Raw genomic sequence first — 25,264 nt, 5'->3', positions numbered from 1 at the left:
CCTGGCTTTGACCGGCCTGCTGAAGACGTCAGGATGGTGTGAAGGGGTCACCTTTTGAGTGCAGAGTTGAGCCGATTACGAAATGGTGTCCCTTCGCGAGAAGGGTATGGCACGTCCTGGACCTGGGAGCAGGAGCGGCTTGAGTTGCTCCCTGAGAAAGCTCTCTGGCGTCCTGAAGGGCGTGAACTGCTGATTGCCGATTTGCATTTGGGTAAGGCCGAGGTGTTTCAAGCCCACGGCATCCCCCTTCCCAGTGATGGCGATCGCGGCACGCTCAATCCACTGTTGGATCTCTGCGCACGCGTGAAGCCCAAGACCCTGATCATCCTTGGTGATTTGGTTCATGGTCCGCTTGGCTTGACCCACTCGCTTCGCGAGACGTTGAAGGCATTGCCTGAGCTCACCGGTTGTGCCATCAACCTGGTGGGGGGGAACCACGATCGACCCTGTCAACTCGTGGGGATGCCTCAGCATCCGAGCTATCAACTCGGACAGCTTTGGTTGAGCCATGAGCCTGAGCATCCACCGGATCATTCCAGCCAAAAAGCTTGTTTGCTTAATATCTGCGGGCACATTCATCCTGTTGCGACCCTCAGTTATGGGGGTGATCGCCTTCGACTTCCCTGCTTTGCCTACGACGCCACTGAGGAAAGAATGTTGATTCCATCCTTTGGTGAGTTGACGGGAGGATATGAATGCGGTCAGCTTGATCGCAAGTGGCTGGTGGCTGAGGGCACCATCGTTCCTTGGCAGAACCCCGAATCCCGAGCTCGAAAAGGAAGGCTGGTCCGGTGATTCGACATCGGACGTCAGTTTCTTCTGCAGACACCTCCTCTCAGAAAAAGAAACGTAAGCGCAAGCACCAGCCCCAGCGTTCACGCCTATGGCGCAAGCGCTGGTTGATTGTCGTGATTCCAGTCACGGTGTTCGCGGGCCTGATTGCTCTTGCGCCCGGAACTCCCGAAAAAAAGCAGACCTCCCCTGAGCTCGAGCCTGTTGAAACGTCTAATGCCTTAGCAGGGCCTTTTGCATACCAACCAGACGATGAGGTGTATGCCCTTGATTTCGATCCTCGCGATGTGCGCCTAGGCCTGCTTGAGGGCTGGGATCGCGAACAGGATGCCTTTGAAGATACCGCCGCTCTGGCCTACGTCTCTGGACCGATGTACGAGCGGCATATCGATGAGTTTGGGCAGGAAATCACCGTTCCACTCGGTGACTTGAAACTTGGGAGCAGGGTCTGGCGTGGACGCAATAGAACGGCCTCAAGGCAACGGGCCTTCATTGGCATCCTCAAGGATGGAAGCGTTGACTTTGGATACGGAGAATTAACCCCCGCCCGGGCGAAGACCTACGACATGTTTGTGGGCGGTTTGCACAGCATTTACAACGACCTGGAGGAGCCACCTGAGAGCTACAAGGGGGCTTACAGCATCAGCATGGGGCAACGGATTCGTTACTACCTGCCACGCATTCGCATGGTCTACGGCTTGAAATCTGATGGCCGAATCGAAATGCTGATGAGTAAGGATGGCCTCACGCTGGAGCAGACGAAGGATCTGGCCCGCAGGCGGGGTCTTGTGGCGGCCTACATGCCCGACCATGCATCCAAAAGTCGTCTGATTATTCCGGGGGTGAAAGGTTTCACGGAGGAGGATGCCAACTGGATTAGCGGTGGCGCCACCAGTTTTGTGCATGTTCCTTACTTGCTCCGATTGAGTGAGCGTCGCGTCCCGTTGAAAGGTGGGCTGATGGCTGACTTGACCAGACGGATCGAAAGCAGCAAGCGCTGTGAAGGCCCATCGGACTGCGCCTCTTTCTATGGAGGGCAGCTGATGGACCGCGCCTTGGCTGGTTTGAACCGTGTCATGGAGCAAGGTGTTGAGCCGATTGCGCGCATGATCTGGGCACCTAAGCCCTCACCACGCCTCGATCACAACCAGACCACGCCTGTCACCGAAACGCTTCCTACCAGGCAACCGCTCCGGGAACCACCGATTACTGCTGACCCACTTGTGCTCCGAGAACGGCCTGATGCGGAGGCCGATCAGGACGAGTCGTTCCCATCAGATGCTGAGACCCAGCCATGGGATTTCGATCTGCCTCCGGATTTACCTCCACCTGTGTTGCTTCAGGAGGACCAGATCCTTCCAGAGGATCCGGAAGCGTGGCCTCAGCCCATTCCTCCGGCCCCTGCGCTTAAGGAACAGGAACCGGTGTCTTCAGCTGATGAACAGGAGAGCATCATCTATGGAGCACCACCTCCTCCAGTGCTTCCTCCTCCGCCTTTGCCCTGAGGCTGCTGATACCGCGTGGAATGGATCCTCTGACATCTCTGGCTTTTGGGCCGACAGCACGAGATAACTTGGGGATCTTCATCAGATCAATGCCTCAATTCCTCCTCCGCGATGGCTCCCGCGTCACTGTGGAATCAGACCCAGCTGCGTTTGACGTCTGCAGCTATGAGAAAGCCTCTGGTGGTGTCGTGCATGCGGTCCTCTCCCCCCAGGCTGAGAAGGCCGTTCTTCGATCAGTGGATCTGGACAATCTCGTTGGATTGACCAAGACCGCCCCCTCCTTGCTCTGAGGGAGCTGCTGCCATGCCTTGATCTGCCATGCCTTGATCGGCGATTGTTTGACCTGATCTTTCTTGAGGCTTGATGCCGCATTCAGGGCAGGCATGCCTCAGCCCCGAATGGAAATGTCCGCAATGGATGCAGCAAATCAAAGCCATTGCTCAGCTCGCTCTCTAACACTGAATTCTCGTTGCCTTCCTTGAGACGACAACCAAGTTGAGTGATTTGACTTAAACCAAGCGTTAGAAAGCCCGATGAGTCCGGGCTGGCGTTTGGGTGCGAGCCTTAAGCCTCCGCCCTTGTGGGTGGAGGCCTTTGTTTGTTTTGTATCGTTGAAGCACACAATCGTGGTTTGAACGAAAACTCTGTAGTGATTTGAACAATGACTGTGTAGCTTTCAGTTTTGTTTCGTATTCAGAAGGCACATAAAATCGCCTTCTTTGTATCATTCTGAACGCTATTTGTGTTGACTTGATCGGTACAAAAGAGTGGTAGCTCATCTACTCCTGACGTTCACCTCGTATCCCCATCTGCGAGGCGCAGACAATCCAGGCCAAGGAACGGGGGCCTGTCTTTCTGAGGAACCTCTCATGACCTTGACCTATCGTGGCAAGCAGTATGCACCCGCTAAGAGTGCATCGAGCATCGCTTCTAATAAAATCCATCTTATTTACAGGGGCGTTGTTTACGCCAAGTGATTGATTGAGTTCACTTCAAGCTTCCCTCACCGAATCGGTGGGGGTTTTTTATTGCCTTAAGCGTCTGTGAGCTAGATCACAGATCGGCTTGAGGCTGGTCATCGTCTGCTCCAAGCATTTGCGAGATGGTATGTGCATCGGCGGGAATTACCTCCACAACAACTTCAAAACATCGCTGGTGGAGGTGTTTTGCAAAACCAGATGGCATTAAAAGCGGCATTGAATGCAAAGTGCCCCCATCTGTAAAGGACGTCATCCTCGCGCCATTAGGTGGTGAAGATGTTTTCAGTGGGCACAAGGTGGAGATATAAGGAAGTTTTGTTGTGGGTGATCATCACTTCCGAGCTTTGTAAGAAGAACGCCGATAAAGACTTCGCTTGTGATGGCGGAGTCTTTTTTTGCAGATTAAGGAGTGGCAAAGCTGGGATTAGACCTTGCAGCTGGCATTCGTTTCAGCAGTCATTTGTTTTTAGTTGAGTCTATTTTTTGGATGAATATTGATTGCTTGTTGTGCTCTCTGTTTTTAGCGGTAATCGTGGGAGACGAACTGAGCGCAGCCAAGGACCTTCAGCACTGATTGCCCTTCGTACAACCTTTTGAGGCTCTCAGCTGCTGCTGAGGGAATCAACGGGTGAACAATCCATTGCAATCACCTTTGGGGGGATTGCTGAAACACACATTGTCTGGAGACCAATAGCCCACGGCAGGAAATTTCAGGCCTTTACGGCGGGCTTCAGCGTTCACCGCATCAGCACCACGGGCTGTAATCAGCACATGGCCAGGGGCTTCAACTTGATCTAAAAACGTTTGCTCCGGCAACTCTTGGCTTGATGAGCCCTGAGCTGAAAGGGGGGCGGCGATGCAGGCTGAAATCGCAACCAGAAGAAGTGGATTTAAATGCATGGCTTGATGGAGTGGTTATTTGGATGTCACAACGACGGGCGTCCCGACGTCGACTTGATTGAACAGGTTGATTACATCTTTGTTGAGCATGCGAATGCAGCCAAGGCTGACAGCCGCTCTGAGATTGACCCAGTTGGGCCAGGCTGTTCCATGAATGGCGTATTCACCAGTCCCAAGCTGGAAGTAAGCCATGTAACGGACCCCAACAGGATTCTTTGGACCTGGAGCGATCACTTTCCCTTTCTTGTGATAGACCGGCGCATCTTCCATGCGGGTGATCTCGTAGCTCCCTGCTGGCGTCGGTGATTCCGGCGCACCAATCGCAACGGGATAGCGAGCCACCACAACCCCGGAATCCAGCAGCTTCAAGTAGCGATCCTTCAAGCTGATCTCAATCGTCTTCTCAGCGCGTGCTGGAAGCTGTGTCGCTGAAGCGACAACAGCGAGACCGATGCAAAGCGCCATTTGGCGCACCCAAGAACTTGACATGCGGCGCTCGTAAAACTCTGCGTATTTTGACTCATCAAAATAGGGAGCTACCGTCTCTGCACGACAGATGTTCAACCAATGATCCGCCCATCGCGCCAGAAGTCCCGTCACCAACTCCATGGCCGAGTGCTGCTGATCTGTTCTTTGCTGGCGTCAGCTTTGCTGACTCCCCCTCAGCGTGCTCTTGCTGGGTTCACTGAAAAGCAACTGGCTGGTTTTGAGGTGACGGAGCTCACAGGCACCGTGAGTGAAGCTCTGTCCAAAGAGAAGGTGATCGAAATTGTGGATCCTGAGGGGCACACCGAGATCTACACGGTTGGCCTGGATTTAGCGCCCCTCGGCTTACAACCTGGGGATGAGGTGAGCCTCTCCGTTCTCGATGGTTTGTTAGTGGACCTTGAGGCGAGTCAAGATCAAGAGCTGAGCTTTAGTCGTGAAGACATCATCCTTCCCACTGATATGGGGAAGTTGAAAAAAGGAACGCGTGTCGCGCTTGCCTCAGGAACGGGAAGGGTGGTCAAGCTTGATCGTCAAGATGGAAGTCTGAGCCTGATGGGTCCGTTTGGCGGCATCAACAATCTCGACGTCTTAGTGACGCCAGAGAATGATCCGCTTGAGGATTTGAAGGTTGGCGAGTTCGTTGATTTCCGCCTGGTTCAGCCCGTCGCCGTAGACGTTCGCAAACTCCCTACTCCTGCGCGCGGCCCTTCTGTTTTCACGCCCCCCTTGGCCGCCGATTTGCTTCGGTCTGGAACCACTCTGAAGGCGGAACTTCTTGAGTCGTTTGAAATCACCCACCTCCACGCCACTGTGACCCGCCTTCTTCCAGACCAGCAGGTGCTGGAAATTGAAGGCCCCGAAGGGCACAACATTCTTGTGACGTCAGCCGTGGATCTCAACACGTTGAGGTTGCGTCCTGGAAGCAACATATCCGTGGATCTTCTCGATGGCTTAGTGGTGGAACTACGCCCTTCCACCATCAAAGCCCTGAGTTTTGAGCGCCAGGATGTGGAGATCGCTGGAGACTTTGGTCCCGTTCCGAAGGGCACGCGCGTGGCGATGGCCACAGGCAGCGCTGAAGTGGTGAGGATTTCGCGGTCCGATCGCACCTTGAGTCTCCGCGGGCCATTCGGGAAGGTTCACAATCTCGACGTCAGCAAGCGAATGCCTGGAAAGGCTTTTGACGAGCTAGCGCTCGGCGATTTTGTGGAGTTCCGTTTCATCAAGCCAGTGGCGATTCGAATCACGCCACTCGCGTCTCGTTAAGGCTGCCCTGAGGCCAAGGCTCGGACGATGTCCCCCCGTGTCAAAACACCCACGGGGCGTTTGTTGTCGTCCACCACAATCAGGCGCTGGGTGCTGCGTTCATGCAGCAGGGATGCTGCTTTGCGCAGAGGAAGACTCTCTGCGCAACTGTGAAGATCACGTCCCATCAGATCGCTCACCGTGGTGCCCAGCACTTGATGAACCTGCTTGTCCCAATTGAGTGGATTCTTCAGATAGATCACGCTGTCCAACAGCATCACGTAGGGGCCGGCATCAACTCCGCTTTCGCGCACCATCAGGTCTTGCTCGGTGAGCTCCCCAATTAAGACTCCGCTCTGATCCACCACTGGCAGGCCACTGATGTGGTGATCGCTCAGCAGACTCACGGCATCTTTTAATGCCGTTTCTGGTGTCACAGTCAATACGGGCGATGACATCACCTCCTTAACCGTCTGCTGAAGCACCATGGAATCCACGCATCTCAATGCATTCTGAGCCTTGATCTCTCCCTGGCGCCTCTGGGCTGATCGACTCACCTTGGCTCGAGCCCTGTTGGGACTCCCGCTGCTTCTCGCGCTGGCGACGGATTACGACGCTTTGGCCTGGTGGTTATTGCTGATTGGAGGTTGGAGTGATGCAGCGGATGGCTGGTTGGCAAGACGAGCCGATGGAGGCAGCACCTGGGGAGCTCGCTTGGACCCGCTTGCTGACAAGTTGTTGATCAGTGCCCCTCTGATCTGGTTGGCGTCAGAGGGAATCCTTCCTGTTTGGGCGGTCTGGCTTTTGCTGGCCCGTGAATTGCTGATCTCGGGGTGGCGCGGTGACAGCCGTGATGGGGCCCCCGCATCCATGGCGGGGAAAGCCAAAACAATCCTTCAATTCCTCAGCCTTGCGCTCATGCTTTGGCCCCCCCTTTGGGGGGATCCATCCCTGGTTCAGGGTTTAAAACTGGTTGGTGTGGGTTTGTTTTGGCCCTCGTTGCTGTTGGCTCTGTGGTCAGCCTGGGGGTATCTCAAGCCCCACCGATCAGAGCCCGGTCAGCGCTGAAGTCGGGATCGGACGTGGGCTGATCCTTGTACTCCCGTTGGTAGCTGTCAGCGAGCGAGGCACAGGCATCAAAGCGTGGTTCCCAGGCCAGTTCACGCCTGACGCGGGTGGTGTCGGTTAAAAAGTGACTGAGCCTTAGAGGAAACGCTTTGCGGGCTTTGGGGTCGAGTCCGCTGGGGTCAAAGGGGCGTAGATCCAGTCCTTTGGGGTCGCGGCCACAGGCCACGGCTGCCGCTTCGATCAAGCCCCGGAAGGTGATGCCCCGGCTGGCGCTGCAGTTGTAGATCCGATTGCTAGCGGCATCCACTTCAATCGAGCGAGCCATGGCCTCAGCCAGGTCTTCGGCATGGCCGATCTGGGTGATGGTTTCGCCTGATCCTGGAAGAGGAATCGGTCGATCATTAACGATGCGGTCAAAGAACCAACGCTCCACCGGGTTGTAATTTCCAGGCCCCACGATGTAAGTGGGACGGAAGCTGGTGAAGGGAATCCCCTGCTCTTGCAGCCATTGTTCGGTGTCAGCTTTGCCGGAATGGCGACTGGCGGGATCGATGGCAGCTGTTTCATCCAATGGCCACTGCGTCGACGCGGCGTAGACCCCGGCGGAACTCACGTACAGAAAGCGGTGTGCTGGGGCGCCCGTCACGGCCAAAACGCGTCGACTGTCGTCCAAACTGCGCCCCGAGCTGTCGATGACCACCTCAAAGGTCCGTCCCTTGAGTTGGTCGAGATCAGCATCAACGCTGCGATCTCCCCGGACGGACTCCACACCTTCGGGTGCGGGAAGTCGACCTCGTGTGAACAGGGTGAGTGCATGCCCCTGCTCCTGAAGCCTTGCCACCAATGGCTTCCCGACAAAGCGGGTGCCACCCATTACGAGAATTTTCATCAGCAAGCCGCTCAACCCAGCCATTGAAGCGCGGCCCTTCAACAGCAGTCATGAACCATGCCCCTCTGGCCTGCAGGATGGGGAGAGCGAAACGTGCCACAGGCGTCATGGAGATCATCCCCGCCATTGACCTCTTGCAGGGCAGCTGTGTTCGTCTGCATCAGGGGGACTACGACCAGGTCACTCGCTTTAGTGATGACCCTTTGGCCCAGGCTCAACAATGGGTGAAACAGGGAGCAACCCGCCTCCACCTGGTGGATCTCGATGGTGCGCGAAGTGGTGAGCCCATCAATGATCAAGCGGTGCGCTTGATTGCCAAAGAATTAGCGATTCCCGTGCAACTGGGTGGCGGAGTGCGCTCGTTGGAGAGGGCTGAAGAGTTGCTCAGCTGTGGACTCGATCGGGTCATTCTCGGCACCGTCGCGATTGAGAAGCCCGAGTTGGTGGTGGAGCTTGCCAGCCGTCACCCTCACAAAATTGTGGTGGGCATTGATGCACGCAACGGTTTTGTGGCCACGCGAGGATGGGTGGAGGAGAGCAACGTCGAAGCGACAGCTCTGGCCAGACGTTTTAGTGCGGCTGGTATCGCGGCCATCATCAGCACCGATATCGCGACAGATGGCACGTTGGCTGGGCCGAATCTCGACGCATTGCGCGCCATGGCTCAAGCGAGTGCGGTTCCAGTGATTGCCTCTGGAGGTGTGGGCTGCATGGCAGATCTCCTTTCACTCCTAGCCCTGGAACCATTGGGCGTGGAGGGTGTGATCGTGGGTCGAGCGCTTTATGACGGTCGCGTCGACTTGCATGAAGCCATCCAGGCCATGGCGGCTGGCCGTCTTCAAGACCCTCTTCTTGGGCAGAGCCGCACAATTGCTTGATTCGAAGTTTGCGACGAAGTCTTGAATAGGGTTTTAAGATGCGATCAATAAAATTGCATTAGTGGCGGTCGATAGCACGCATCAAAGTTCGGAAATGTCTGCTGCTTCCAGTGGACTGCAAGCCACTTTTGAGTTGTGCCGAAAGCTTGGGATGCGCCTCAGTCAGCAGAGGCGAATGGTTCTCGATCTGCTTTGGACTGAAGCCAGCCACTTGAGTGCGAAGGATATTTTTGAGAAATTGAATGATCAGGGACGAAGGATTAGACATACATCGGTGTATCAAAATCTCGAAGCTCTTCAGAGAGCTGGCGTGATCGAATGTCTGGATCGGGCCAGTGGTCGCCTCTATGGCTATCGAAGCGACCCACACAGTCATCTCACCTGCCTTGAGAGCGGACGAATCGAAGACCTCGATGTGCAATTGCCTGATGAACTCGTCCGGGAAATCGAGGAGCGCACTGGCTACACAATTGAGACTTACACGCTTCAACTCAGCGGGCGTCCAAGAGCGTTAGATGGCGATTGATCCCGCCTGCAGGAGCATTTGCTCCTTCACCATTTCCTTGCGATCATTTGTGCGGGACGGATTACAGCGGTGAACGGGATTCCAAACAAGATTTTGCTTATCGCAAGGAATCTGCTTGCTGAATCTCTTTTGTCCGGGCTGGCTGGCAATAAAGAGCTGGTCATTTCTGTTTCAACGGATCAGCTGGATGGCCAACCTGATCTGGTGATCTGGTCCATTGAATCGATTGCCTCACCGGACCTTCTTCAGCTTGAGGTCTTGAAGCTTCAAAGCCGTTGGGGATCAGCTCCTCTTTTGCTGTTGCTTCCCGCCAAGCTTCCGTGCGATCCCACGGAGCTTCTGTCTCTGGACTGCGCAGGATTGCTTCAAGATCCTGATCTCGCGCAATTGCAGCAGGGTATTGAAACCCTGCTGTCTGGTGGCAGGGTGGTTGAACTGACAACGCACAGTTCCTGGGAACGCAGCTCCGAGACGTTTGCACCGTTCCCGTCACCAGGACTGGGTCCTTGGTTGTTGAGGACTGGGCTGCAGCAAATCAATCACGACCTGCGCATGATCGAGGTTCTGTTGAATCCCCCTCCAGAGAATCCGCTGTTGCGATTCATGCTGGAGGGGCGCTGTCGTGAACTGCGCAGCGCCCGTCAGCTGTTGCTCTGGATTTGGGGTCCCTTGCAATTAGGTCTTGACGGTGCTGTTCCTCTCCAACAATCGTCTCCTTTTCACGAACCTTCAGGAACCTCGATTCAGTTGAAAGAGAGGAATGGCGCCGCCGTCTGGGATGCGATTCATCAACGTCTAGAAGCAGCGGTGATTGGAGGCTTAAGCAACGCCACGGGGCAGATGCTGGCGATTGAAGGTCTCCAGCCGGAACGACGACGCGAACTCTTGCTGGCCCTTTTGCGACAGCTCAATGAGGTGCTGCATAGGTTGCGCTCTGATCAGCAAGCCTCCGTTGAAAAACGATCGGATCGCGCGCTCTCGGAGCACTGGCAGGCTCTTCAACCTGAATTGCGCCAGCAGGCTCTTTGCACGATGGCGGGGCATTACGTACGCCTTCCCATGGGCGAGGAATTAAGCGGTGTGGCCGATCACCTGCTTCTCAACACAGAGCTCGAAGACAGCGACGAGGAACTGCCCAATCCGAAGCGAATGTTGGCCCCTTTTCTCGACAACCAGCCCGTTCTGGTGGATGGGCAACTGTTGCCTGCCGATGATCCCCGTGCCTTGCTGCAGCTCGAAACGTTGGTGAGCAATTGGTTGGTACGCACGGCGGAACTGATTGGTTCTGAGCTTCTTGGCGTCTGCGGAGACTGGCCTGAGTTGAGGCGCTACCTGCTCGATCAACGCTTGATCTCCACCCGTGAGTTGGAACGTCTACGCAACCAACTCAACACCCAGTCCCGTTGGCAAACCTGGATTCAACGTCCGATTCGCCTTTACGAAAGCCAGCGGCTTCTGTACCAACTCAACGGTGGAACGATTGCACCGCTCCTGTTAACGGAACCCAGAGACGACGAGTTGCGTCGTCTTGGTTGGTGGCAACAACAGGTTGCGCTGCTTTTGGAAGCGCGAGATGCCCTGGCTCCTCAGGTTCAACTTTTCGTGCGCAAGGTGGGGAATCTGCTGGCGCTGGTCCTGACCCAAGTGATCGGTCGAGCTATTGGATTGGTTGGTCGAGGCATCGCTCAAGGGATGGGCCGCAGCTTCAACCGAGGCTGATCCCAGCGGTCAGAATGCTGCATCCAGTGTTCAGCACCATGCCTTTGCTCAGCACCATGCCTCTGCTCAGCATCTTGCGCGCGGTCCTGCGTTCTCTCGTCGCTGCAGGATTGTGCTTGCTGCTGATGGCGAATCCAGCTGAGGCGGCGAGGGACACCGACAGTTACGACGGCAATATTTTTGCGCTGTATGCAGGCAATGGATCACTTGTTCCACCCGCGACAAACCTGAAGGACGCCTTTGAGAAAGAACGCACCAGCGTGATCGTTTTTTACTTGGATGACAGCAGCACCAGCAAGATTTTTGCGCCTGTGGTGTCTGAACTTCAGCGTTTGTGGGGGCGTGAGGTGGACTTGCTTCCCTTCACCACCGATGCCTTTCAAGGGGATGCCAGCCAAGACCGATCCGATCCTGCGACCTACTGGCATGGCACGATCCCGCAGGTTGTGGTGATCGATGGTAAGGGCAAGGTCCTCCTCGATGAGGACGGACAGGTTCCTCTGGAAGCCATCAACGCTGCCATCAGTGCAGCCACAGGAATTGAGGCCCCTGCCGAGGGCAGCACCACCATCAGTTTCAACGAGCTCAATACAGAAGTGCTGTCGCGCTGATCAATCCACCGGAACCCTTTACGCTGCTTGATTGTTTCCGGTCGGCTGACCGTTTTCCTATGTGCACGCTGCTGCTGATCTTGCTCCTGCTCGGCATCGGTGTGCTTTGGATTGAGGCACGGCATCGGCTCAGGCCGTCGTCACCCCTTCAAGTACGGGCCCATGATTGGCAAGTGCAGCACACGTCCAAGAGCCTCGTTCTTGAAGGTTGGTTGACGATTACCAACCCCCATCAGCGCATGGAAGTGATGGTGCCAGAGCTGGGCGTGGAACCAACATTGCTCGGGAACAACGACCTGAGTTCCGTCAACGTTCAAACCAAAATCACTCCGCATCACCCTGATGAGGACGCCCGCCCGGATGGGTATTGGGCTGCTTACATCGTGAAAGGTCGTAAGAGCACCCGGGTGAAGGTGCAACTCACCTTCAGTGCGGATCAAGAGGTTGCCATCAACGATCGGGTCGACAGCGTTTGGGTTGATGTGCATTGGGTGAATTACGGGCCCTTTGGCCGTTTGCATCGCCGTCAAGGCATGGTGGTTCCAACCCATCAACCAGAACCCCTTCAGGGGGCAGATGCTGCATTCCGTCAGGGGGATGGATGCGCGGTTTTGCCGATCAAAACGCACTTGCTCGGTCCCTTGGATGACACGGTTGACGTGCTCAAGCACTACGCAGGTGGTTTGATTCAGCCTGGAGATGTGCTCACGATTGGGGAAACACCCGTTGCGGTGATTCAGGGTCGATACGCGCACCCCTCCACGGTTCAGCCGAGTTGGATCGCCCGCTTGCTCTGTCGTGTGTTCCACCCCACGAGCAGCTTGGCAACAGCCTGCGGCATTCAAACCTTGATCGATCAGGTGGGACCAACACGGGTTCTGATGGCTTGGAGTGTGGGGTTCGTTTTAAAACTCGTGGGCCTGAAGGGTTGGTTCTATCGCCTTGCAGGTGACCAAGCACGACTGATCGACGACATCACTGGCACTACGCCTCCCTATGACCAAACCATTGTTCTTGGTCCGGACTCACCCGCAGAGCTTTGCAATCTCGCCGCAGAGACGCTTGGCGTGTCGGTGGCGATTGTTGATGTCAACGATCTCGGTCGGGTCAAAGTGCTGGCCTCCAGCCGTGGCTGCGATGAAGCGCTGCTCCACCGAGCCCTGAAGCCAAACCCTGCCGGCAATGCCAACGAGCGGACGCCTCTTGTCTTGGTTCGACCGGCCTAAATCCTCGGCGGCCCGAGGTGAGCGATACATTAATGACCTACAGCGGACGCGATGTGGATCAAGCATCCGGCAGCTCTCCACGGGTGGAAACTCTCAACGCAGCCCACATGCGATTGCTGTTGACGTCTGCTCAGGTCAGCACATCGAACCAGTGGGCCGATCAACCGCAGGCCCTGATGCTCCAGACCTGGCTTCTCCGCAAGCTGAGGGTGCTCGTCGCCTTGGAGCAGGACGCCATAAAAGCGGATCGTTTGCTGTCTCTTGTGATTTTGCGGTCGCTCAACCGCCGCAAGAGTTGTTGGCAGCTGGAGCTCGAGGAACGGCAAGAGCCATCGGGTACCAGCAGAATTTCTGTGGTCCGGCAGTTGCTCCATGAAGCCCTCAGCGATGGGGTCGCCCGTTCACAGAGTTGGTTGATCCGATGCGATAGCAACGATCAAGATCAGCTGGACCTTGCCCGTGAACTGGGATTTCAACCGCTGAGACGATTTGGGGTTTGGCGGGTTGATCCACCGTCCGTTTCGGGGCCACCCACCTCTGAGTTGCCGAGTCAGTGTCGTTGGAGCGCTCTCGACAACAGCACCGCAAGACAACTGTTTGCTCTCGAGCAAGCCTGTTGTTCGACGCATCATCGGCAAATTCTTGATCGCCAATGGCAAGACCTTGTGGATCAACGTTCGAAGGGTTGCGGCCTTCTGGAACGAATCGATTCTGATCAAAATCAGGTGCTTGCAGGACTTGTGGCAAGACCCTCTGGCTTTGCTAGGCCAAGGCTTGAACTGTTGCGTGGTGTGGCCTGGGATGACCGGCTCATGGATGCCTTGCCTCCTGCTTTGGAGCGCTTGGCCCGGCTTCAACCCGCTCCTGAACTCCTGGTGGATGAGGATGATGAACGGCTCCAGGCCATCGTTCAGCGTTGTGGATTCCAGTCGCAGCAAACCCAGCTCGTCCTGGGTCGAAGCCTCTGGCGCAAGCTTGGTAGCCGAGAGCTCAGTGGCATCCGTCCCCTGGAATCGATGTTGGGACGTCTTCAGCCCCAGCAGCCGCCGTTGCCGACGCCAACACTGGGTCGCGAGCGCTGATCTTGAGCCCATCACCCCGATCGATGTTGAGCCTGGATGTGGGCCGCAAGCGCATTGGCTTGGCAGGGTGTGATGCCCTTGGCATCACGGTGCGTCCTCTCCCTGCGTTGTTCCGCAGGACGTTTAAGCATGACCTGGAGCATTTGGGACAGGTCTGTCTGACCCGTCGAGTGCAGGGCCTGGTTGTCGGTCTCCCCCTGGATGCAGAGGGACAATTCACAGAGCAAGCAGGCCATTGCCAGCGCTACGGACAGCGCTTGGCCATGGCTTTAAAGCTGCCTCTGGCGCTCGTGAATGAACACAGCAGTAGTTGGGCCGCGGCCGACCGACATGGCTTGCAAGGCGATCGCAGCGGCCGACTCGACAGTGCAGCCGCTGCACTGCTTCTTGAACAATGGCTCTCGGATGGGCAAGAGCCCGAACCGGTCGACATGGCGACCCCGTCTGCTAGCAAGACGGACGGCAATGAAGGATCCTGAAGGCAATGATTCTTGAGCAATGAGTTCTAGCGGCCCGAACAACAGCGGAGACGTACCAACTCTGCTAGTAAAAGACAGTGAAGGGCGTGATCTTCTTTGTTTTCTTGAGCAGCTCATTCCCCTCGATGGTCAGGACTACGCGTTACTCACCCCTGTCGACACTCCGGTCTGCTTGTTCCGGTTGAAGGACGGTGATGAGCCTGAGCTGATCGACAGCATCACCAGCAATGAACCGATTCTTTCGGTGGCTGATGTGGTGCTTCAAGAGCATGACCTCACCCTTGTGCGCTCCGCGGTCACCCTCACCGTGAATGGTGAGCTGGATGAGCCCGATCCTGAAGATCTCGATGAGGATGAGGCAGGTGACGATGAATCGGAGACCTATGAATTGCTGGTGAGCTTTTTGGCCGATGAATTGGAATACGGGCTTTACATCCCCTTAGATCCATTCTTTGTTGTCGCCCGCATGGATGATGGCGCTGCGGTGTTGGTGGAAGGGGATGAGTTCGACCAAATTCAACCTCGAATCGAGGCTGAGCTTGATGAGCGTGAGCTATCTGAGTGATGCGTCGTGATTGGCTGCGACCTGATTGGGATCCGGGCGTGACCCTGGCCAATCTTCCCTTGGAGCCCTTACTTGGCAGAGGCATCAAGGCTTTGTTGCTTGATGTTGATCGCACGCTTCTACCAGGGCGCGATGTGGCCTTGCCTCCCTCCGTTCTTCACTGGGCTCAATCTGCTCAACGCCATACGCACCTTCATTTGATCAGCAACAATCCCTCCCGTCAGAGAATCGGGGCTGTGGCTGAGCAGCTTGGGATTGAATTCACCAGCTCTGCCGCCAAACCGCGTCGCGGAGCGATCCGCCGCGTCATCCAAGCCTTGGATCTCAAGCCGGAGCAGATCGCCATGGTGGGTGATCGTGTGTTCACCGATGTTCTGGCTGGAAACCGGCTTGGTTTGTATACGGTTTTGGTCAGACCTCTGCGTGAAGACGGAACCCCTTGTCGTCACGATCGCGTTCAGGTGTTGGAGAGGCAACTCGCCCGATGGCTTGGAGCAGGCCACGCATGAGCCTGCGGGTGGTGAAAGTTGGAACGAGTTTGCTGCGCAGCACGGACCATCGCAGCACGGCTGATGCCATCTCGGCCTTGTGTCAAAATCTCGCCCAATGTCTCCAGCGCGGTGACCGTGTCGTCTTGGTCACAAGTGGCGCTGTTGGACTCGGATGTCAGCGCCTGGGCCTGAAGGCCAGGCCTTCAACGTTGAGCGGTCTTCAAGCGGCTGCGGCGATCGGTCAAGGCCATCTGATGGCTCTTTACGAAGAAGCGATGGCCGTTCATGGCATTCCAGTCGCGCAGGTTTTGCTCACCCGATCTGACTTGGCCGACAGTCGGAGTTATCAAAACGCTTCTGCAACCCTGCATCAGTTGCTCGAATGGCGGGTTTTGCCGGTCATTAACGAAAACGACACGGTGTCTTCGGCAGAGCTGCGTTTTGGCGATAACGACACGCTCTCAGCCCTCGTTGCAGCAGCGATTGATGCGGATGATCTGATTCTGTTGACCGATATCGATCGCTTGTACTCCGCTGATCCGCGCAGTGACGCCTCGGCTCGCCCGATTTCGGACGTCCATCACCCAGCAGACCTGCAGGCCCTTGAACAAGGTGCAGGAGACGGAGGTCGTTGGGGAACGGGTGGGATGACCACCAAACTCGCGGCGGCTCGGATTGCCACCGCGAGCGGAATCACCGTGCATTTGGCGGATGGTCGCGATCAGCAAATGCTGGAAACCATGTTGGCTGGCGGGCGCGGAGGAACGGTGTTTCACCCCCACCCCCAGCCCCTTGGTCATCGAAAAAGCTGGCTGGCCCATGCCTTGCAACCCCATGGAAGCCTGCAAATCGATCACGGTGCCTGCCAAGCGTTGTGCGATAGAGGTGCCTCCTTGCTGTTGGTGGGAATTACGGACCTAACCGGAGACTTCACGGCCAATCAACCCGTGAGGATCGTCGATCATGAGGGCCTTGAAGTAGCCCGTGGCTTGAGCTCCCTCAGCAGTGAGTCCCTGCGACGTCTCGTTAAAGAGCCAGCGCGACCCGATCGGCAAGGCAGCTCGCCTGTTGTGGTTCATCGAGACGTGCTTGTCCTCAGCACGCCTACGATCCGCCCATCAGACTCCTGAATCGATGCGTTTCAGCCAGTTAATCGCCGTCCTTCAGGATGGAGAGGCAGGTCTGCTGGAGCATCAGCTCGGCAGCAATCCTGAGCTCCGAGGAGCGGCCTCTTTGGAGAGAGCCGAAGCCGATCAACTCAGCTTCCTTGAAAAGGGCAACGCTCTGATTCAGAGCCTGGAAACCAGCCATGTTGGTGCCGTTTTGATTCCCAATCAGGACGACCTCAAGGCGATGGCTGAGCAGCGCGGGCTGGCTTGGGCTGTGATGGCTGATCCCCGTTTGGCCTTTGCCGAAGCCCTCGAGCGCTTACATCCTCGCCCCAGACCAGAAGCCACCATCCATCCTTCGGCGGTGATCGGTGACAGGGTTCAGATCGATGCTGGGGTCTCAATTGGCCCTCACGTTTGCATTGGTGACGACACACGCATCAGTGCCAACAGCACCCTTCATGCCGGTGTGGTGATTTACGGGGATGTGAGGGTCGGTCAATTCTGCGAACTGCATGCCAATGCGGTGCTGCACCCAGGCGTGCGATTAGCCAACCATTGTGTGGTCCACTCCAACGCGGTGGTGGGCTCCGAGGGGTTTGGCTTTGTTCCAACCGCCAAGGGGTGGCGAAAAATGCCTCAAACGGGGCTCGTTGTTCTGGAGGAGGGTGTTGAGGTGGGATGCGGCAGCACGATTGATCGTCCCTCCGTGGGTGAAACCCGGATTGGGGCGGGAACCAAGATCGATAATCTCGTGCAAATCGGCCATGGCGTTGTCACCGGACGGGGCTGTGCTCTGGCCTCGCAGGTGGGCATTGCGGGCGGCGCTCGCCTTGGCCATGGGGTGATTTTGGCTGGACAGGTTGGTGTGGCCAACCGAGCGATCATTGGCGATCGTGCGATCGCCAGTTCCAAGAGCGGGATCCATGGAGAGGTGGAGCCCGGCGAGGTGGTGAGTGGCTATCCGGCGATTCCCAACAAGCTCTGGCTGCGTTGTTCGGCCGCGTTCAGCAAATTGCCTGAGATGGCGAAGCAGATCCGGGAACTCAAGAAAGCCGCTCAGTAACCTCTCTTGTTCTCCCCCCTCTGAGTTCCAATGCCACTGCATCGCGTTGTTTTGCTTCCGGGTGATGGCATTGGACCAGAGATCACGGCTGTGGCGAGGCAGCTCTTGGAAGCCGTGTCGCGCAAGCATGGTTTCACGCTCGAATTCAGTGAAGCGCCGATCGGTGGCTCTGCCATCGATGCCACGGGTGAACCCCTACCAGCGAGCACCCTTGAAGCGTGTAAGGCTGCCGATGCCGTTTTGCTGGCAGCGATCGGGAGCCCTCGATTTGATTCCTTGCCTCGGGCACAACGGCCCGAGAGTGGATTGCTGGCCCTGCGCTCTGGCATGGAGCTGTTTGCGAATCTCCGTCCAGTCAAAATTGTCCCTGCCCTGATTGGTGCCAGCAGCCTGCGACCCGAAGTTGTGGAAGGGGTGGATCTGATGGTGGTGAGGGAACTCACCGGAGGCATTTATTTCGGTCAACCGAAAGGTCGTGTGCAGGCCGATGGTGAAGAGCGTGCGTTCAACACCATGACCTACTCGGATTCTGAGATCGACAGAATCTCCAGGGTGGCGTTCAAGCTGGCCTGTGAACGACGTGGGCAGCTCTGCTCGGTGGACAAGGCCAATGTGCTCGATGTCAGCCAACTGTGGCGTGATCGCGTGGAGGGCATGAAAGGCGATTACCCCGCAGTGGATGTCAGTCACTTGTATGTGGACAATGCGGCGATGCAACTGGTGAGAGACCCTCGCCAGTTCGACGTGGTGCTCACTGGCAATCTTTTTGGAGACATTCTCAGCGATATTTCTGCCATGCTCACCGGCTCGATCGGCATGCTCCCTTCCGCCTCTCTGGGAAGTGAAGGGCCTGGTTTGTATGAACCCGTTCATGGTTCAGCCCCTGATCTCGCTGGTCAAGACAAGGCCAACCCGATGGCCATGGTGCTCTCCGCAGCCATGATGTTGCGGACCGGTCTCAAACAAAACGCAGCAGCGGACGATCTCGAACAAGCTGTTGATCGCGTTTTGGCAGCCGGATTCCGCACTGGAGATTTGATGTCTGAAGGCTGTACTGCCCTGGGCTGTCAGGCGATGGGGGAGGAACTTCTCAAGACACTCTGATGCGACCTGGCAGGAAAAATGTGGAATTTGCCCTTTGACCTGCCAAACTCATTTGGCCAGATCTTCCTCCGTCGATGTCGAAGCGTCACCCCGTCGTGGCTGTCACGGGTTCCTCAGGTGCAGGCACCAGCACTGTTAAGAGGGCTTTTGAGCACATCTTCGCTCGGGAGAACATCACTCCTGCAGTGGTGGAGGGCGACAGCTACCACCGCTTCGAGCGGATGGCGATGAAGGCCGCCATGTCTGAATCGCTTGCGAAGGGTGAGAATTTCTCCCACTTCGGACCCGAAGCCAACCTCTTCGACAAGCTCGAAGAGCTCTTCCGCGTCTATGGCGAAACGGGTGGAGGTCAGAAGCGTTATTACCTCCACAGTCCAGAAGAGGCTGCTGAGCACAACGCTCGCCTCGGCGTGAACTTGGATCCAGGTCAGTTCACCCCCTGGGAATCCATCCCTGGTGGGACGGATGTGTTGTTCTACGAAGGCCTCCACGGCGGCGTTGTCGGAGACGGTTACGACGTGGCTTCCCTCGCCGATCTGCTGGTGGGTGTTGTTCCGATCACCAACCTTGAGTGGATCCAAAAGATTCACCGTGATAACGCTGAGCGCGGTTATTCAGCCGAAGCGATCGTGGACACGATCCTGCGCCGCATGCCTGATTACATCAATCACATCTGTCCCCAGTTCAGCCGCACGGATATCAACTTCCAGCGGGTGCCCACGGTGGACACCTCCAACCCATTCATCTGTCGCAACATCCCGACGCCAGATGAAAGCTTCGTGATCATTCACTTCCGCAAAGGAGCTCGTGAGAAGTGGGGAATTGACTTCAGCTATCTGCTGAGCATGATTCATGACTCCTTCATGAGCAGTCCCACCAGCATTGTTGTGAATGGAGGAAAGATGGGCTTCGCGATGGAGCTCATCTTGACTCCCATCATTCACCGCATGATTGAAGAGCAAAGCAAGGTCTCCTGATTGCTTCTGCCGAACATCTTGAGCAATCACATCTATCGTGGACTCATCTGAATGATCAGGTGGGTCCTTTTTTTGTCCTCTCCCTCCTTTGAAATTGCAGGTGCCGGTGGATCAACAACTCCACCACCACGCTGGGACAGAGTGGATAGTCGTCGTCTAATCGCCTTGGCACGACGGATCTACTTCCGCTTTTTAAGTGACTCTGGGCAGCAACTTGAACCGATGGGTGTTGTTGTGAATGAGCGCTTAGATGAAGGCAGGGTTGTGTTCGAAAGTCCCACTCTGTTGCTACAAGAGCATTTCATCAGCATCGATCTCATCGGCCGTCGGCTGCGTCGCCCGCGTGGCTGGCGAGATCGACCAAGAGGGTCAGGGCTTTGACCGGTTTGCTCAGCCTGATGCTTGTGGTTGGCGGTGCCTGTGTGGGGAGCTTCGCCAATGTGGTGGCCTGGCGGTTGCCGCGCCAAGAATCAGTGGTTTGGCCTGGTAGTCACTGTCCGAAGTGTGGCCAGGCGGTGCGCTGGCACGACAATGTGCCGGTGCTGGGCTGGGTGTGGCTTCGGGGCCGTTGTCGCGATTGCCATCAGGGCATCTCGGGCCGTTATCCATTGGTGGAACTGATCAGTGCCCTTCTTTGGTTGAGCGCGTTGTGGGGCCATGGATTGCTTGCCGCATCTGATCAATTAGGCCTGGCCTTGCTCAATGTGTTGGCGGGGATTGTTCTGATCAGCGTGCTTTTGCCCCTGGTGTTGATTGATATTGATAATCTCTGGCTGCCCGAACCTCTTTGCAGAATCGGGGTGTTGCTCGGCCTTGCCTTCACGGGTGCTCTGTATCTGGTCATTCCAGGGCCGGAAGCGAGTTCCGTGCTCCTCAATCATCTGTTGGCGGCTTCCGCAGGATTGCTGGCGCTGGAAGGATTAAGTGGTACTGCTGAGCGAATGCTGGGACAACCTGCGCTCGGACTTGGTGATGCCAAATTGGCAGCTGTCGCAGGTGCCTGGCTCGGCTTGGGCGGTGTCTTGGTTTCTTTGGCAATCGCCGTTTTTAGCGGTGCCTTGTTTGGCACGATTGGACGTCTATCTGGACGGTTAGGGCCGAGACAGCCATTCCCCTTTGGTCCTTTTATTGCCCTTGGAATCTGGCTGACCTGGATCGGAGGTGCTGAGTGGTGGGGTCAGCAATGGTTCGGCTTGTTTGGGGGCCTTTGAAAGAATTGCAACATCCCTGTCCTAGCCTTGAGTGATTCGTACCCTCGGATCTCCCCAATGTGGCGCTCGTACAAACCGAAAGCCCCAATGCCAACTGAGATCTGCTGTTGCTGTTAAGGAGTAATCAACCTTGAGTTTGTTCGACTGGTTCGCTGACCGCCGTAAGGGTCAGTACGTCGGCAAGGTGAATCAAGAGCCCGATGAAGGCGACGGCCTCTGGAGCAAGTGCCCAGAGTGTGGGCAGGTGGTGTATCGCAAGGATCTGCTGAGCAACGCCAGTGTTTGCAGCAACTGTGGCTATCACCACCGCATCGATAGCACTGAGCGCATTGCGGTGTTGGTGGATCCCAACAGCTTCGTGGCGATGGATCAAGAGCTGCAACCCACGGATCCATTGGGTTTTAAAGACCGCAGGGCCTATGCGGATCGCCTGCGCGAAACGCAGGCCAGTACAGGGCTGCGCGATGGTGTGATCACTGGGCTTTGTGAGGTCGAGGGCATCCCAATGGCTCTTGCCGTGATGGATTTCCGTTTTATGGGCGGTTCGATGGGTTCGGTGGTTGGTGAAAAGATCACCCGCTTGGTGGAGGAGGCAACCGCCAAAAAACTGCCACTCCTGATTGTGTGTGCGTCAGGTGGAGCAAGGATGCAGGAGGGCATGCTCAGCCTGATGCAGATGGCCAAGATTTCTGGTGCTTTGGAACGCCACCGCGAGGCGGGTGTGTTGTACATGCCATTGCTCACTCACCCCACTACGGGAGGCGTTACAGCAAGTTTTGCGATGCTGGGTGATCTTATTTTGGCCGAACCAAAGGCTCTGATTGGCTTTGCAGGGAGGCGCGTCATTGAACAAACCCTTAGGGAAAAATTACCGGATAATTTTCAGACTGCCGAGTATTTGCAAGACCATGGATTCGTGGATTCGATTGTTCCACGAACACAATTGCGATCCACTTTGGCGAGTTTGCTCAGATTGCATGGCTGTGAATCTCGGGTCGCTAGCTCATGATTCACTTATTTACCTCACGTTTGAGGGCAGTTGCCGCTGTTGCTTTAGCCCTGATTCTTTGTGCTGCTCCTGTTTACGCAGGTCAGGTTGAATGGCGAGAAGTGCCTTCCAGTGGAGAGGGACAGCAATGGTGGGATGCCGGAAGTTTGCGGCTCAAGAAGGATGGCACCGTGTCAGTTCTGAGCCGCTACAGCTTGCGCCAGGAGGATGACCGACCCGCGTTGGGAACGCTTGTTGTGATGGAGATTGACTGCAGCCAACAGCTCTACAGAGATAAGCAAAAAAATGGTCTGCCTCAATTCAGAGCCGAATGGCAACCTTCTGGTTCTGATCCTTTGATCGACGGTGTTCTTTCCGGTGTGTGCTCATCGGACGAGCTTTCCTCGCTTTCCTGATCCCTACTCCGCTTTTCTTATGGCGCTCCCAACTTCAAGCCCTTCCCCCATTGGCGTGGCGGTTGCGGGTCTTGGTTTTGGTGAATCGGTTCATCTGCAAGCCCTTGCCACTCAATCTGATCTGGAAGCGGTAGCGCTCTGGCACCCCCGCCGTGAACGCCTGGATCAGGCCTGCCTTGAGCACAACCTCCCTGGTTATGACGATTGGGAGGCTTTGCTCAGCGACCCTGGCGTGGAAGCTGTGATCATTGCCACCCCTCCGGAGCCACGCTTTGCCTTGGCCCTTCAAGCGCTGAAAGCGGGCAAACACTTGTTGCTTGAAAAGCCTGTTGCTCTCAAGGCTGAATTGGTGGCAGAGCTCCAACGCGTCGCAATCCAGAACCGGCTCAGTGTTGCGGTGGATTATGAGTATCGGGCCGTGCCTTTGTTCATGCAGGCCGCCAGGATGTTGGAGGCAGGTGATGTCGGCACTCCCTGGCTGGTGAAACTCGACTGGTTGATGAGTAGCCGTGCGGATGCGTCCCGACCTTGGAGCTGGTATTCACAACGGGAAGCCGGTGGTGGTGTGCTGGGTGCCCTTGGTACCCACGCCTTCGACATGCTGGCTTGGTTAGTCGGACCGATTCGATCCGTCCAAGGTCTCAATAGCGTGTCGATCAAGGAGCGTCCTCATCCCAGCGGAGGCATGGCGCCAGTGGACGCTGAAGATGTTTCCCTGATTCAGATGCAGCTCGATTGGCAGGGCCGAACGGATCAGAGGGTTCCAGCCCAGGTCAACCTGGCATCTGTTGCCCGCAACGGTCGAGGTTGCTGGCTCGAGATCTACGGGTCTGAGGGCAGCCTCACCCTTGGAAGTTCAAACCAAAAGGATTATGTCCATGGCTTTGGGCTGTGGCACACGCCGATGGGAGAAGCCACGCGCAATATCGAGGCTGACGCTGAGTTCATGTTCCCCACCACCTGGAGTGATGGTCGTGTGGCGCCGGTGGCCCGCATCCAGAGCTGGTGGGCTCAAAGTATTCGAACCGGAACCCCTATGGTTCCAGGCCTTTCAGAGGGTCTGCTTAGTCAGCAAGCATGCGATCAATCGATTGCATGATCCAATTGGATCGCACTGATTCTTGAAACAATGATCATTCTTTGCGGATCTTGATCACGGATCTGGGTACAAATCTGGGTATCAATATTGGGTTTCTGCCGAGATTTTGTGGGTAGGTTTTGGCCTGCTTCATTCTTCATTGTTCGTGCGTCATCCCTAGTTCTTTGTTGTCCCAAGCTCTTGGTTATCCGGAGGTCTTTCTGCGCATCCTCCAAAGAGTGCACGGCCCTTGCCAACGTTTTTGGGCGATCTATAGATGATTAGGCGCCATTCATGGGGCAAAGACTGCTCCAACGCATGAGCCGATTGTGCTCAGCAATCCGATTCTCAAATGGTTGCAAGCATGCGCATCAAGAGTTCGGGCGTTGTGTTGTTACGAATGCACTTGGACTTTTTCTTTGATCAGGCGGGTTGCAAGGGCGTCTCTACACCTCAGCAACACGAAAAAAGAGGAAACGAATAGCGCAAGGGACTCTCTTGGGCCTTTTGCTGGTTTCGATGGGAGCGAAACACGGGCCAAGCCGTCTGTTGGTGCGTGCTTAGGCCAATTCAGAGGCCTCAAAAGCGTGCCGCTTAGCCCCCAAACCATCAGCGGATGAGCAGCTTTTCGGGGCGGTCCCCACTGCCTGAGCGATCAGTTGTTGGCACTCCAGCGTGATTTCTGCAACGGAGTGTCGTGACATTCACACGACTCAAAGGTAAAGTCGCGCGGTTACGGACCTATGTCCGTTGATCGGCCTTCGTTAGGACTTCACTATGGCGCTCGTTCCGCTTCGACTTCTGCTCGACCATGCCGCGGAAAACGGTTACGGCATCCCTGCTTTCAACGTCAACAATCTTGAGCAGGTGCAGTCGATCATGGAGGCGGCTCACGAGACTGACTCTCCTGTGATCCTCCAGGCTTCCCGTGGGGCTCGCACCTATGCAGGTGAGAATTTCCTGCGTCACCTGATCCTGGCTGCTGTTGAGACCTATCCCGACATTCCCGTCGTGATGCATCAGGACCATGGCAATAGCCCTGCAACTTGCTTCGGAGCAGCCGCCAATGGCTTCACCTCCGTGATGATGGACGGATCCCTCGAGGCCGATGCCAAGACGCCTGCGAGTTACGACTACAACGTCAACGTCACGAAGGAAGTCGTGGACGTTGCCCATGCCATCGGCGTGAGTGTTGAAGGTGAATTGGGTTGCCTTGGCTCCCTTGAAACTGGCAAAGGCGAAGCCGAGGACGGACACGGTTTTGAAGGTGAGCTTTCCAAGGATCAGCTCCTAACCGATCCAGCTGAGGCTGCCGACTTTGTGGCCAAAACCAAGGTGGATGCCTTGGCGATCGCCATCGGTACAAGCCACGGTGCTTACAAGTTCACCCGCAAGCCCACGGGTGAAGTGCTCGCGATCAGCCGTATTGCTGAAATCCACAAGGCCATCCCCAACACTCACCTGGTGATGCACGGCTCCTCCTCCGTTCCCCAGGAATGGTTGGAAATGATCAACAAGTACGGCGGTGCAATTCCTGAGACCTACGGCGTTCCCGTGGAAGAAATTCAGGAAGGGATCCGTAACGGTGTTCGCAAAGTGAACATCGATACCGACAACCGTTTGGCCTTCACCGCTGCCGTGCGTGAAGCTGCGATGGCTGATCCTGCCAACTTCGATCCCCGTCACTTCAACAAGCCGGCTCGTAAGTACATGAAGCAGGTTTGTTTGGATCGCTACCAGCAGTTCTGGGCTGCCGGTAATGCCAGCAAGATCAAGCAGCGCGACATCAACTTCTACTCCGGCCTTTATGCAAAAGGCACCCTTGACCCCAAGACAGCAGTTGCTGCCTGATTGTTCGGTCAAAGTCAAT

Annotated in this window: 30 protein-coding genes; 25 read left to right on the top strand and 5 right to left on the bottom strand. The window is 56.2% G+C overall.

Annotated elements, in window-relative coordinates:
• Window positions 1–54: 54 nt before the first annotated feature.
• The 4 genes from pdeM (at window position 55) to SynROS8604_RS16240 (ending at window position 3,274) form a co-directional block, all read left to right on the top strand.
• The gene (pdeM, locus tag SynROS8604_RS09555; protein ID WP_186543815.1) at window positions 55–795 is read left to right on the top strand and encodes a ligase-associated DNA damage response endonuclease PdeM; all 741 of its coding nucleotides are present in this window, start codon (window positions 55–57) and stop codon (window positions 793–795) included.
• Window positions 792–2,297: a hypothetical protein gene (locus SynROS8604_RS09550; protein ID WP_186543814.1), complete on the top strand. Its 1,506-nt coding sequence runs from the start codon at window positions 792–794 to the stop codon at window positions 2,295–2,297. Before pdeM ends, SynROS8604_RS09550 begins: the two co-directional genes overlap by 4 nt.
• Window positions 2,298–2,386: 89 nt before the next feature.
• A complete protein-coding gene (locus SynROS8604_RS09545; protein WP_186543813.1) occupies window positions 2,387–2,587 on the top strand; it encodes a hypothetical protein in 201 nt (66 codons plus the stop codon).
• A 579-nt stretch (window positions 2,588–3,166) separates the two neighbouring features.
• Entirely contained in the window at window positions 3,167–3,274 is a 108-nt protein-coding gene (locus tag SynROS8604_RS16240) for a DUF4278 domain-containing protein (RefSeq protein WP_186543812.1), read from the top strand.
• 624 nt (window positions 3,275–3,898) lie between these two features.
• Here the strand turns inward: SynROS8604_RS16240 and SynROS8604_RS09535 are convergent.
• Together SynROS8604_RS09535 and SynROS8604_RS09530 are read right to left on the bottom strand one after the other, a co-directional pair.
• Window positions 3,899–4,177 carry a hypothetical protein gene (locus SynROS8604_RS09535; protein WP_186543811.1) on the bottom strand — a complete coding sequence of 93 codons (279 nt, stop codon included), beginning with the start codon at window positions 4,175–4,177 and terminating at the stop codon, window positions 3,899–3,901.
• Between the two features lie 15 nt (window positions 4,178–4,192).
• Window positions 4,193–4,786 (bottom strand): L,D-transpeptidase, encoded by a 594-nt coding sequence (locus SynROS8604_RS09530; protein ID WP_186543810.1) that lies wholly within the window; start codon window positions 4,784–4,786, stop codon window positions 4,193–4,195.
• Between SynROS8604_RS09530 and SynROS8604_RS09525 the strand changes: the two genes are divergently transcribed.
• Entirely contained in the window at window positions 4,745–5,932 is a 1,188-nt protein-coding gene (locus tag SynROS8604_RS09525; RefSeq protein WP_186543809.1) for a hypothetical protein, read from the top strand. The two genes, SynROS8604_RS09530 and SynROS8604_RS09525, sit on opposite strands and share 42 nt — an antisense overlap.
• Here SynROS8604_RS09525 and SynROS8604_RS09520 read toward each other — a convergent pair.
• Complete coding sequence (locus SynROS8604_RS09520) at window positions 5,929–6,399, bottom strand: CBS domain-containing protein (protein ID WP_186543808.1); 471 nt, start codon at window positions 6,397–6,399, stop codon at window positions 5,929–5,931. The two genes, SynROS8604_RS09525 and SynROS8604_RS09520, sit on opposite strands and share 4 nt — an antisense overlap.
• A gap of 31 nt (window positions 6,400–6,430) precedes the next feature.
• Between SynROS8604_RS09520 and SynROS8604_RS09515 the strand changes: the two genes are divergently transcribed.
• Complete coding sequence (locus SynROS8604_RS09515) at window positions 6,431–6,979, top strand: CDP-alcohol phosphatidyltransferase family protein (protein ID WP_186543807.1); 549 nt, start codon at window positions 6,431–6,433, stop codon at window positions 6,977–6,979.
• Here SynROS8604_RS09515 and SynROS8604_RS09510 read toward each other — a convergent pair.
• A complete protein-coding gene (locus tag SynROS8604_RS09510; RefSeq protein WP_255444989.1) occupies window positions 6,945–7,892 on the bottom strand; it encodes an NAD-dependent epimerase/dehydratase family protein in 948 nt (315 codons plus the stop codon). The genes SynROS8604_RS09515 and SynROS8604_RS09510 overlap by 35 nt on opposite strands.
• A gap of 83 nt (window positions 7,893–7,975) precedes the next feature.
• Here SynROS8604_RS09510 and hisA point away from each other — a divergent pair, with 83 nt between their 5' ends.
• From hisA to SynROS8604_RS09420, 18 genes are all read left to right on the top strand, one after another.
• Complete coding sequence (gene hisA / locus SynROS8604_RS09505) at window positions 7,976–8,746, top strand: 1-(5-phosphoribosyl)-5-[(5-phosphoribosylamino)methylideneamino]imidazole-4-carboxamide isomerase (RefSeq protein WP_186545923.1); 771 nt, start codon at window positions 7,976–7,978, stop codon at window positions 8,744–8,746.
• A gap of 94 nt (window positions 8,747–8,840) precedes the next feature.
• Window positions 8,841–9,272, top strand: coding sequence for a Fur family transcriptional regulator (locus tag SynROS8604_RS09500; protein ID WP_186543805.1), 432 nt, complete (start codon window positions 8,841–8,843; stop codon window positions 9,270–9,272).
• A 69-nt stretch (window positions 9,273–9,341) separates the two neighbouring features.
• On the top strand, window positions 9,342–10,991 hold the full coding sequence (locus tag SynROS8604_RS09495) for a DUF3685 domain-containing protein (protein ID WP_186543804.1): 1,650 nt from the start codon (window positions 9,342–9,344) through the stop codon (window positions 10,989–10,991).
• 14 nt (window positions 10,992–11,005) lie between these two features.
• On the top strand, window positions 11,006–11,602 hold the full coding sequence (locus SynROS8604_RS09490; RefSeq protein ID WP_255444988.1) for a thylakoid membrane photosystem I accumulation factor: 597 nt from the start codon (window positions 11,006–11,008) through the stop codon (window positions 11,600–11,602).
• Between the two features lie 59 nt (window positions 11,603–11,661).
• The gene (locus SynROS8604_RS09485; protein WP_186543803.1) at window positions 11,662–12,828 is read left to right on the top strand and encodes a F420-0:Gamma-glutamyl ligase; all 1,167 of its coding nucleotides are present in this window, start codon (window positions 11,662–11,664) and stop codon (window positions 12,826–12,828) included.
• Window positions 12,829–12,845: 17 nt separating this feature from the next.
• The gene (locus SynROS8604_RS09480; protein ID WP_255444987.1) at window positions 12,846–13,910 is read left to right on the top strand and encodes a hypothetical protein; all 1,065 of its coding nucleotides are present in this window, start codon (window positions 12,846–12,848) and stop codon (window positions 13,908–13,910) included.
• Window positions 13,911–13,933: 23 nt separating this feature from the next.
• Complete coding sequence (ruvX, locus tag SynROS8604_RS09475) at window positions 13,934–14,389, top strand: Holliday junction resolvase RuvX (RefSeq protein ID WP_186545920.1); 456 nt, start codon at window positions 13,934–13,936, stop codon at window positions 14,387–14,389.
• A 19-nt stretch (window positions 14,390–14,408) separates the two neighbouring features.
• On the top strand, window positions 14,409–14,954 hold the full coding sequence (locus tag SynROS8604_RS09470) for a DUF3727 domain-containing protein (RefSeq protein WP_186543802.1): 546 nt from the start codon (window positions 14,409–14,411) through the stop codon (window positions 14,952–14,954).
• Window positions 14,954–15,463, top strand: a complete 510-nt coding sequence (locus SynROS8604_RS09465) for a YqeG family HAD IIIA-type phosphatase (protein ID WP_186543801.1) — start codon at window positions 14,954–14,956, stop codon at window positions 15,461–15,463. The genes SynROS8604_RS09470 and SynROS8604_RS09465 overlap by 1 nt, the downstream gene beginning before the upstream one ends.
• Window positions 15,460–16,575 (top strand): glutamate 5-kinase, encoded by a 1,116-nt coding sequence (proB, locus tag SynROS8604_RS09460; protein ID WP_186545919.1) that lies wholly within the window; start codon window positions 15,460–15,462, stop codon window positions 16,573–16,575. The genes SynROS8604_RS09465 and proB overlap by 4 nt, the downstream gene beginning before the upstream one ends.
• 4 nt (window positions 16,576–16,579) lie before the next feature.
• On the top strand, window positions 16,580–17,620 hold the full coding sequence (lpxD, locus tag SynROS8604_RS09455; RefSeq protein WP_186543800.1) for a UDP-3-O-(3-hydroxymyristoyl)glucosamine N-acyltransferase: 1,041 nt from the start codon (window positions 16,580–16,582) through the stop codon (window positions 17,618–17,620).
• Window positions 17,621–17,650: 30 nt separating this feature from the next.
• Entirely contained in the window at window positions 17,651–18,724 is a 1,074-nt protein-coding gene (leuB, locus tag SynROS8604_RS09450) for a 3-isopropylmalate dehydrogenase (RefSeq protein ID WP_186543799.1), read from the top strand.
• Window positions 18,725–18,798: 74 nt separating this feature from the next.
• Window positions 18,799–19,701, top strand: coding sequence for a phosphoribulokinase (locus tag SynROS8604_RS09445; RefSeq protein WP_186543798.1), 903 nt, complete (start codon window positions 18,799–18,801; stop codon window positions 19,699–19,701).
• Between the two features lie 51 nt (window positions 19,702–19,752).
• Window positions 19,753–20,082, top strand: coding sequence for a hypothetical protein (locus SynROS8604_RS09440; protein WP_186543797.1), 330 nt, complete (start codon window positions 19,753–19,755; stop codon window positions 20,080–20,082).
• 17 nt (window positions 20,083–20,099) lie between these two features.
• On the top strand, window positions 20,100–20,912 hold the full coding sequence (locus tag SynROS8604_RS09435; RefSeq protein WP_186545918.1) for an A24 family peptidase: 813 nt from the start codon (window positions 20,100–20,102) through the stop codon (window positions 20,910–20,912).
• A 130-nt stretch (window positions 20,913–21,042) separates the two neighbouring features.
• The gene (gene accD / locus SynROS8604_RS09430) at window positions 21,043–21,921 is read left to right on the top strand and encodes an acetyl-CoA carboxylase, carboxyltransferase subunit beta (RefSeq protein WP_186543796.1); all 879 of its coding nucleotides are present in this window, start codon (window positions 21,043–21,045) and stop codon (window positions 21,919–21,921) included.
• Window positions 21,918–22,316: a hypothetical protein gene (locus SynROS8604_RS09425; RefSeq protein WP_186543795.1), complete on the top strand. Its 399-nt coding sequence runs from the start codon at window positions 21,918–21,920 to the stop codon at window positions 22,314–22,316. Before accD ends, SynROS8604_RS09425 begins: the two co-directional genes overlap by 4 nt.
• Before the next feature lie 19 nt (window positions 22,317–22,335).
• The gene (locus SynROS8604_RS09420; RefSeq protein ID WP_186543794.1) at window positions 22,336–23,415 is read left to right on the top strand and encodes a Gfo/Idh/MocA family protein; all 1,080 of its coding nucleotides are present in this window, start codon (window positions 22,336–22,338) and stop codon (window positions 23,413–23,415) included.
• 539 nt (window positions 23,416–23,954) lie between these two features.
• Here the strand turns inward: SynROS8604_RS09420 and SynROS8604_RS09415 are convergent.
• Complete coding sequence (locus SynROS8604_RS09415; protein WP_186543793.1) at window positions 23,955–24,098, bottom strand: hypothetical protein; 144 nt, start codon at window positions 24,096–24,098, stop codon at window positions 23,955–23,957.
• A 73-nt stretch (window positions 24,099–24,171) separates the two neighbouring features.
• Here SynROS8604_RS09415 and fba point away from each other — a divergent pair, with 73 nt between their 5' ends.
• On the top strand, window positions 24,172–25,245 hold the full coding sequence (gene fba, locus SynROS8604_RS09410) for a class II fructose-bisphosphate aldolase (protein WP_006853056.1): 1,074 nt from the start codon (window positions 24,172–24,174) through the stop codon (window positions 25,243–25,245).
• The last annotated feature ends 19 nt before the right edge of the window (window positions 25,246–25,264 follow it).

The organism is Synechococcus sp. ROS8604, from assembly GCF_014279655.1.
Taxonomy (GTDB): Bacteria; Cyanobacteriota; Cyanobacteriia; order PCC-6307; family Cyanobiaceae; genus Synechococcus_C.
Note: the sequence above shows the minus strand (reverse complement) of the source record. Positions and strands in the feature narration are given on the sequence as shown.

Excerpts from the sequence above, each read along its gene's own strand:
- SynROS8604_RS09545 (WP_186543813.1), top strand. The coding sequence starts at position 2,387 with ATGCCTCAATTCCTCCTCCGCGATGGCTCCCGCGTCACTGTGGAATCA.
- SynROS8604_RS16240 (WP_186543812.1), top strand. The coding sequence starts at position 3,167 with ATGACCTTGACCTATCGTGGCAAGCAGTATGCACCCGCTAAGAGTGCA.
- SynROS8604_RS09535 (WP_186543811.1), bottom strand. The coding sequence starts at position 4,177 with ATGCATTTAAATCCACTTCTTCTGGTTGCGATTTCAGCCTGCATCGCC.
- SynROS8604_RS09525 (WP_186543809.1), top strand. The coding sequence starts at position 4,745 with ATGATCCGCCCATCGCGCCAGAAGTCCCGTCACCAACTCCATGGCCGA.
- SynROS8604_RS09530 (WP_186543810.1), bottom strand. The coding sequence starts at position 4,786 with ATGGAGTTGGTGACGGGACTTCTGGCGCGATGGGCGGATCATTGGTTG.
- SynROS8604_RS09520 (WP_186543808.1), bottom strand. The coding sequence starts at position 6,399 with ATGGTGCTTCAGCAGACGGTTAAGGAGGTGATGTCATCGCCCGTATTG.
- SynROS8604_RS09510 (WP_255444989.1), bottom strand. The coding sequence starts at position 7,892 with ATGGCTGGGTTGAGCGGCTTGCTGATGAAAATTCTCGTAATGGGTGGC.
- hisA (WP_186545923.1), top strand. The coding sequence starts at position 7,976 with ATGGAGATCATCCCCGCCATTGACCTCTTGCAGGGCAGCTGTGTTCGT.
- SynROS8604_RS09500 (WP_186543805.1), top strand. The coding sequence starts at position 8,841 with ATGTCTGCTGCTTCCAGTGGACTGCAAGCCACTTTTGAGTTGTGCCGA.
- SynROS8604_RS09490 (WP_255444988.1), top strand. The coding sequence starts at position 11,006 with ATGCTGCATCCAGTGTTCAGCACCATGCCTTTGCTCAGCACCATGCCT.
- SynROS8604_RS09485 (WP_186543803.1), top strand. The coding sequence starts at position 11,662 with ATGTGCACGCTGCTGCTGATCTTGCTCCTGCTCGGCATCGGTGTGCTT.
- ruvX (WP_186545920.1), top strand. The coding sequence starts at position 13,934 with ATGTTGAGCCTGGATGTGGGCCGCAAGCGCATTGGCTTGGCAGGGTGT.
- SynROS8604_RS09470 (WP_186543802.1), top strand. The coding sequence starts at position 14,409 with ATGAGTTCTAGCGGCCCGAACAACAGCGGAGACGTACCAACTCTGCTA.
- SynROS8604_RS09465 (WP_186543801.1), top strand. The coding sequence starts at position 14,954 with ATGCGTCGTGATTGGCTGCGACCTGATTGGGATCCGGGCGTGACCCTG.
- proB (WP_186545919.1), top strand. The coding sequence starts at position 15,460 with ATGAGCCTGCGGGTGGTGAAAGTTGGAACGAGTTTGCTGCGCAGCACG.
- lpxD (WP_186543800.1), top strand. The coding sequence starts at position 16,580 with ATGCGTTTCAGCCAGTTAATCGCCGTCCTTCAGGATGGAGAGGCAGGT.
- leuB (WP_186543799.1), top strand. The coding sequence starts at position 17,651 with ATGCCACTGCATCGCGTTGTTTTGCTTCCGGGTGATGGCATTGGACCA.
- SynROS8604_RS09445 (WP_186543798.1), top strand. The coding sequence starts at position 18,799 with ATGTCGAAGCGTCACCCCGTCGTGGCTGTCACGGGTTCCTCAGGTGCA.
- SynROS8604_RS09440 (WP_186543797.1), top strand. The coding sequence starts at position 19,753 with ATGATCAGGTGGGTCCTTTTTTTGTCCTCTCCCTCCTTTGAAATTGCA.
- SynROS8604_RS09435 (WP_186545918.1), top strand. The coding sequence starts at position 20,100 with ATGCTTGTGGTTGGCGGTGCCTGTGTGGGGAGCTTCGCCAATGTGGTG.
- SynROS8604_RS09425 (WP_186543795.1), top strand. The coding sequence starts at position 21,918 with ATGATTCACTTATTTACCTCACGTTTGAGGGCAGTTGCCGCTGTTGCT.
- SynROS8604_RS09420 (WP_186543794.1), top strand. The coding sequence starts at position 22,336 with ATGGCGCTCCCAACTTCAAGCCCTTCCCCCATTGGCGTGGCGGTTGCG.
- SynROS8604_RS09415 (WP_186543793.1), bottom strand. The coding sequence starts at position 24,098 with ATGTCACGACACTCCGTTGCAGAAATCACGCTGGAGTGCCAACAACTG.
- fba (WP_006853056.1), top strand. The coding sequence starts at position 24,172 with ATGGCGCTCGTTCCGCTTCGACTTCTGCTCGACCATGCCGCGGAAAAC.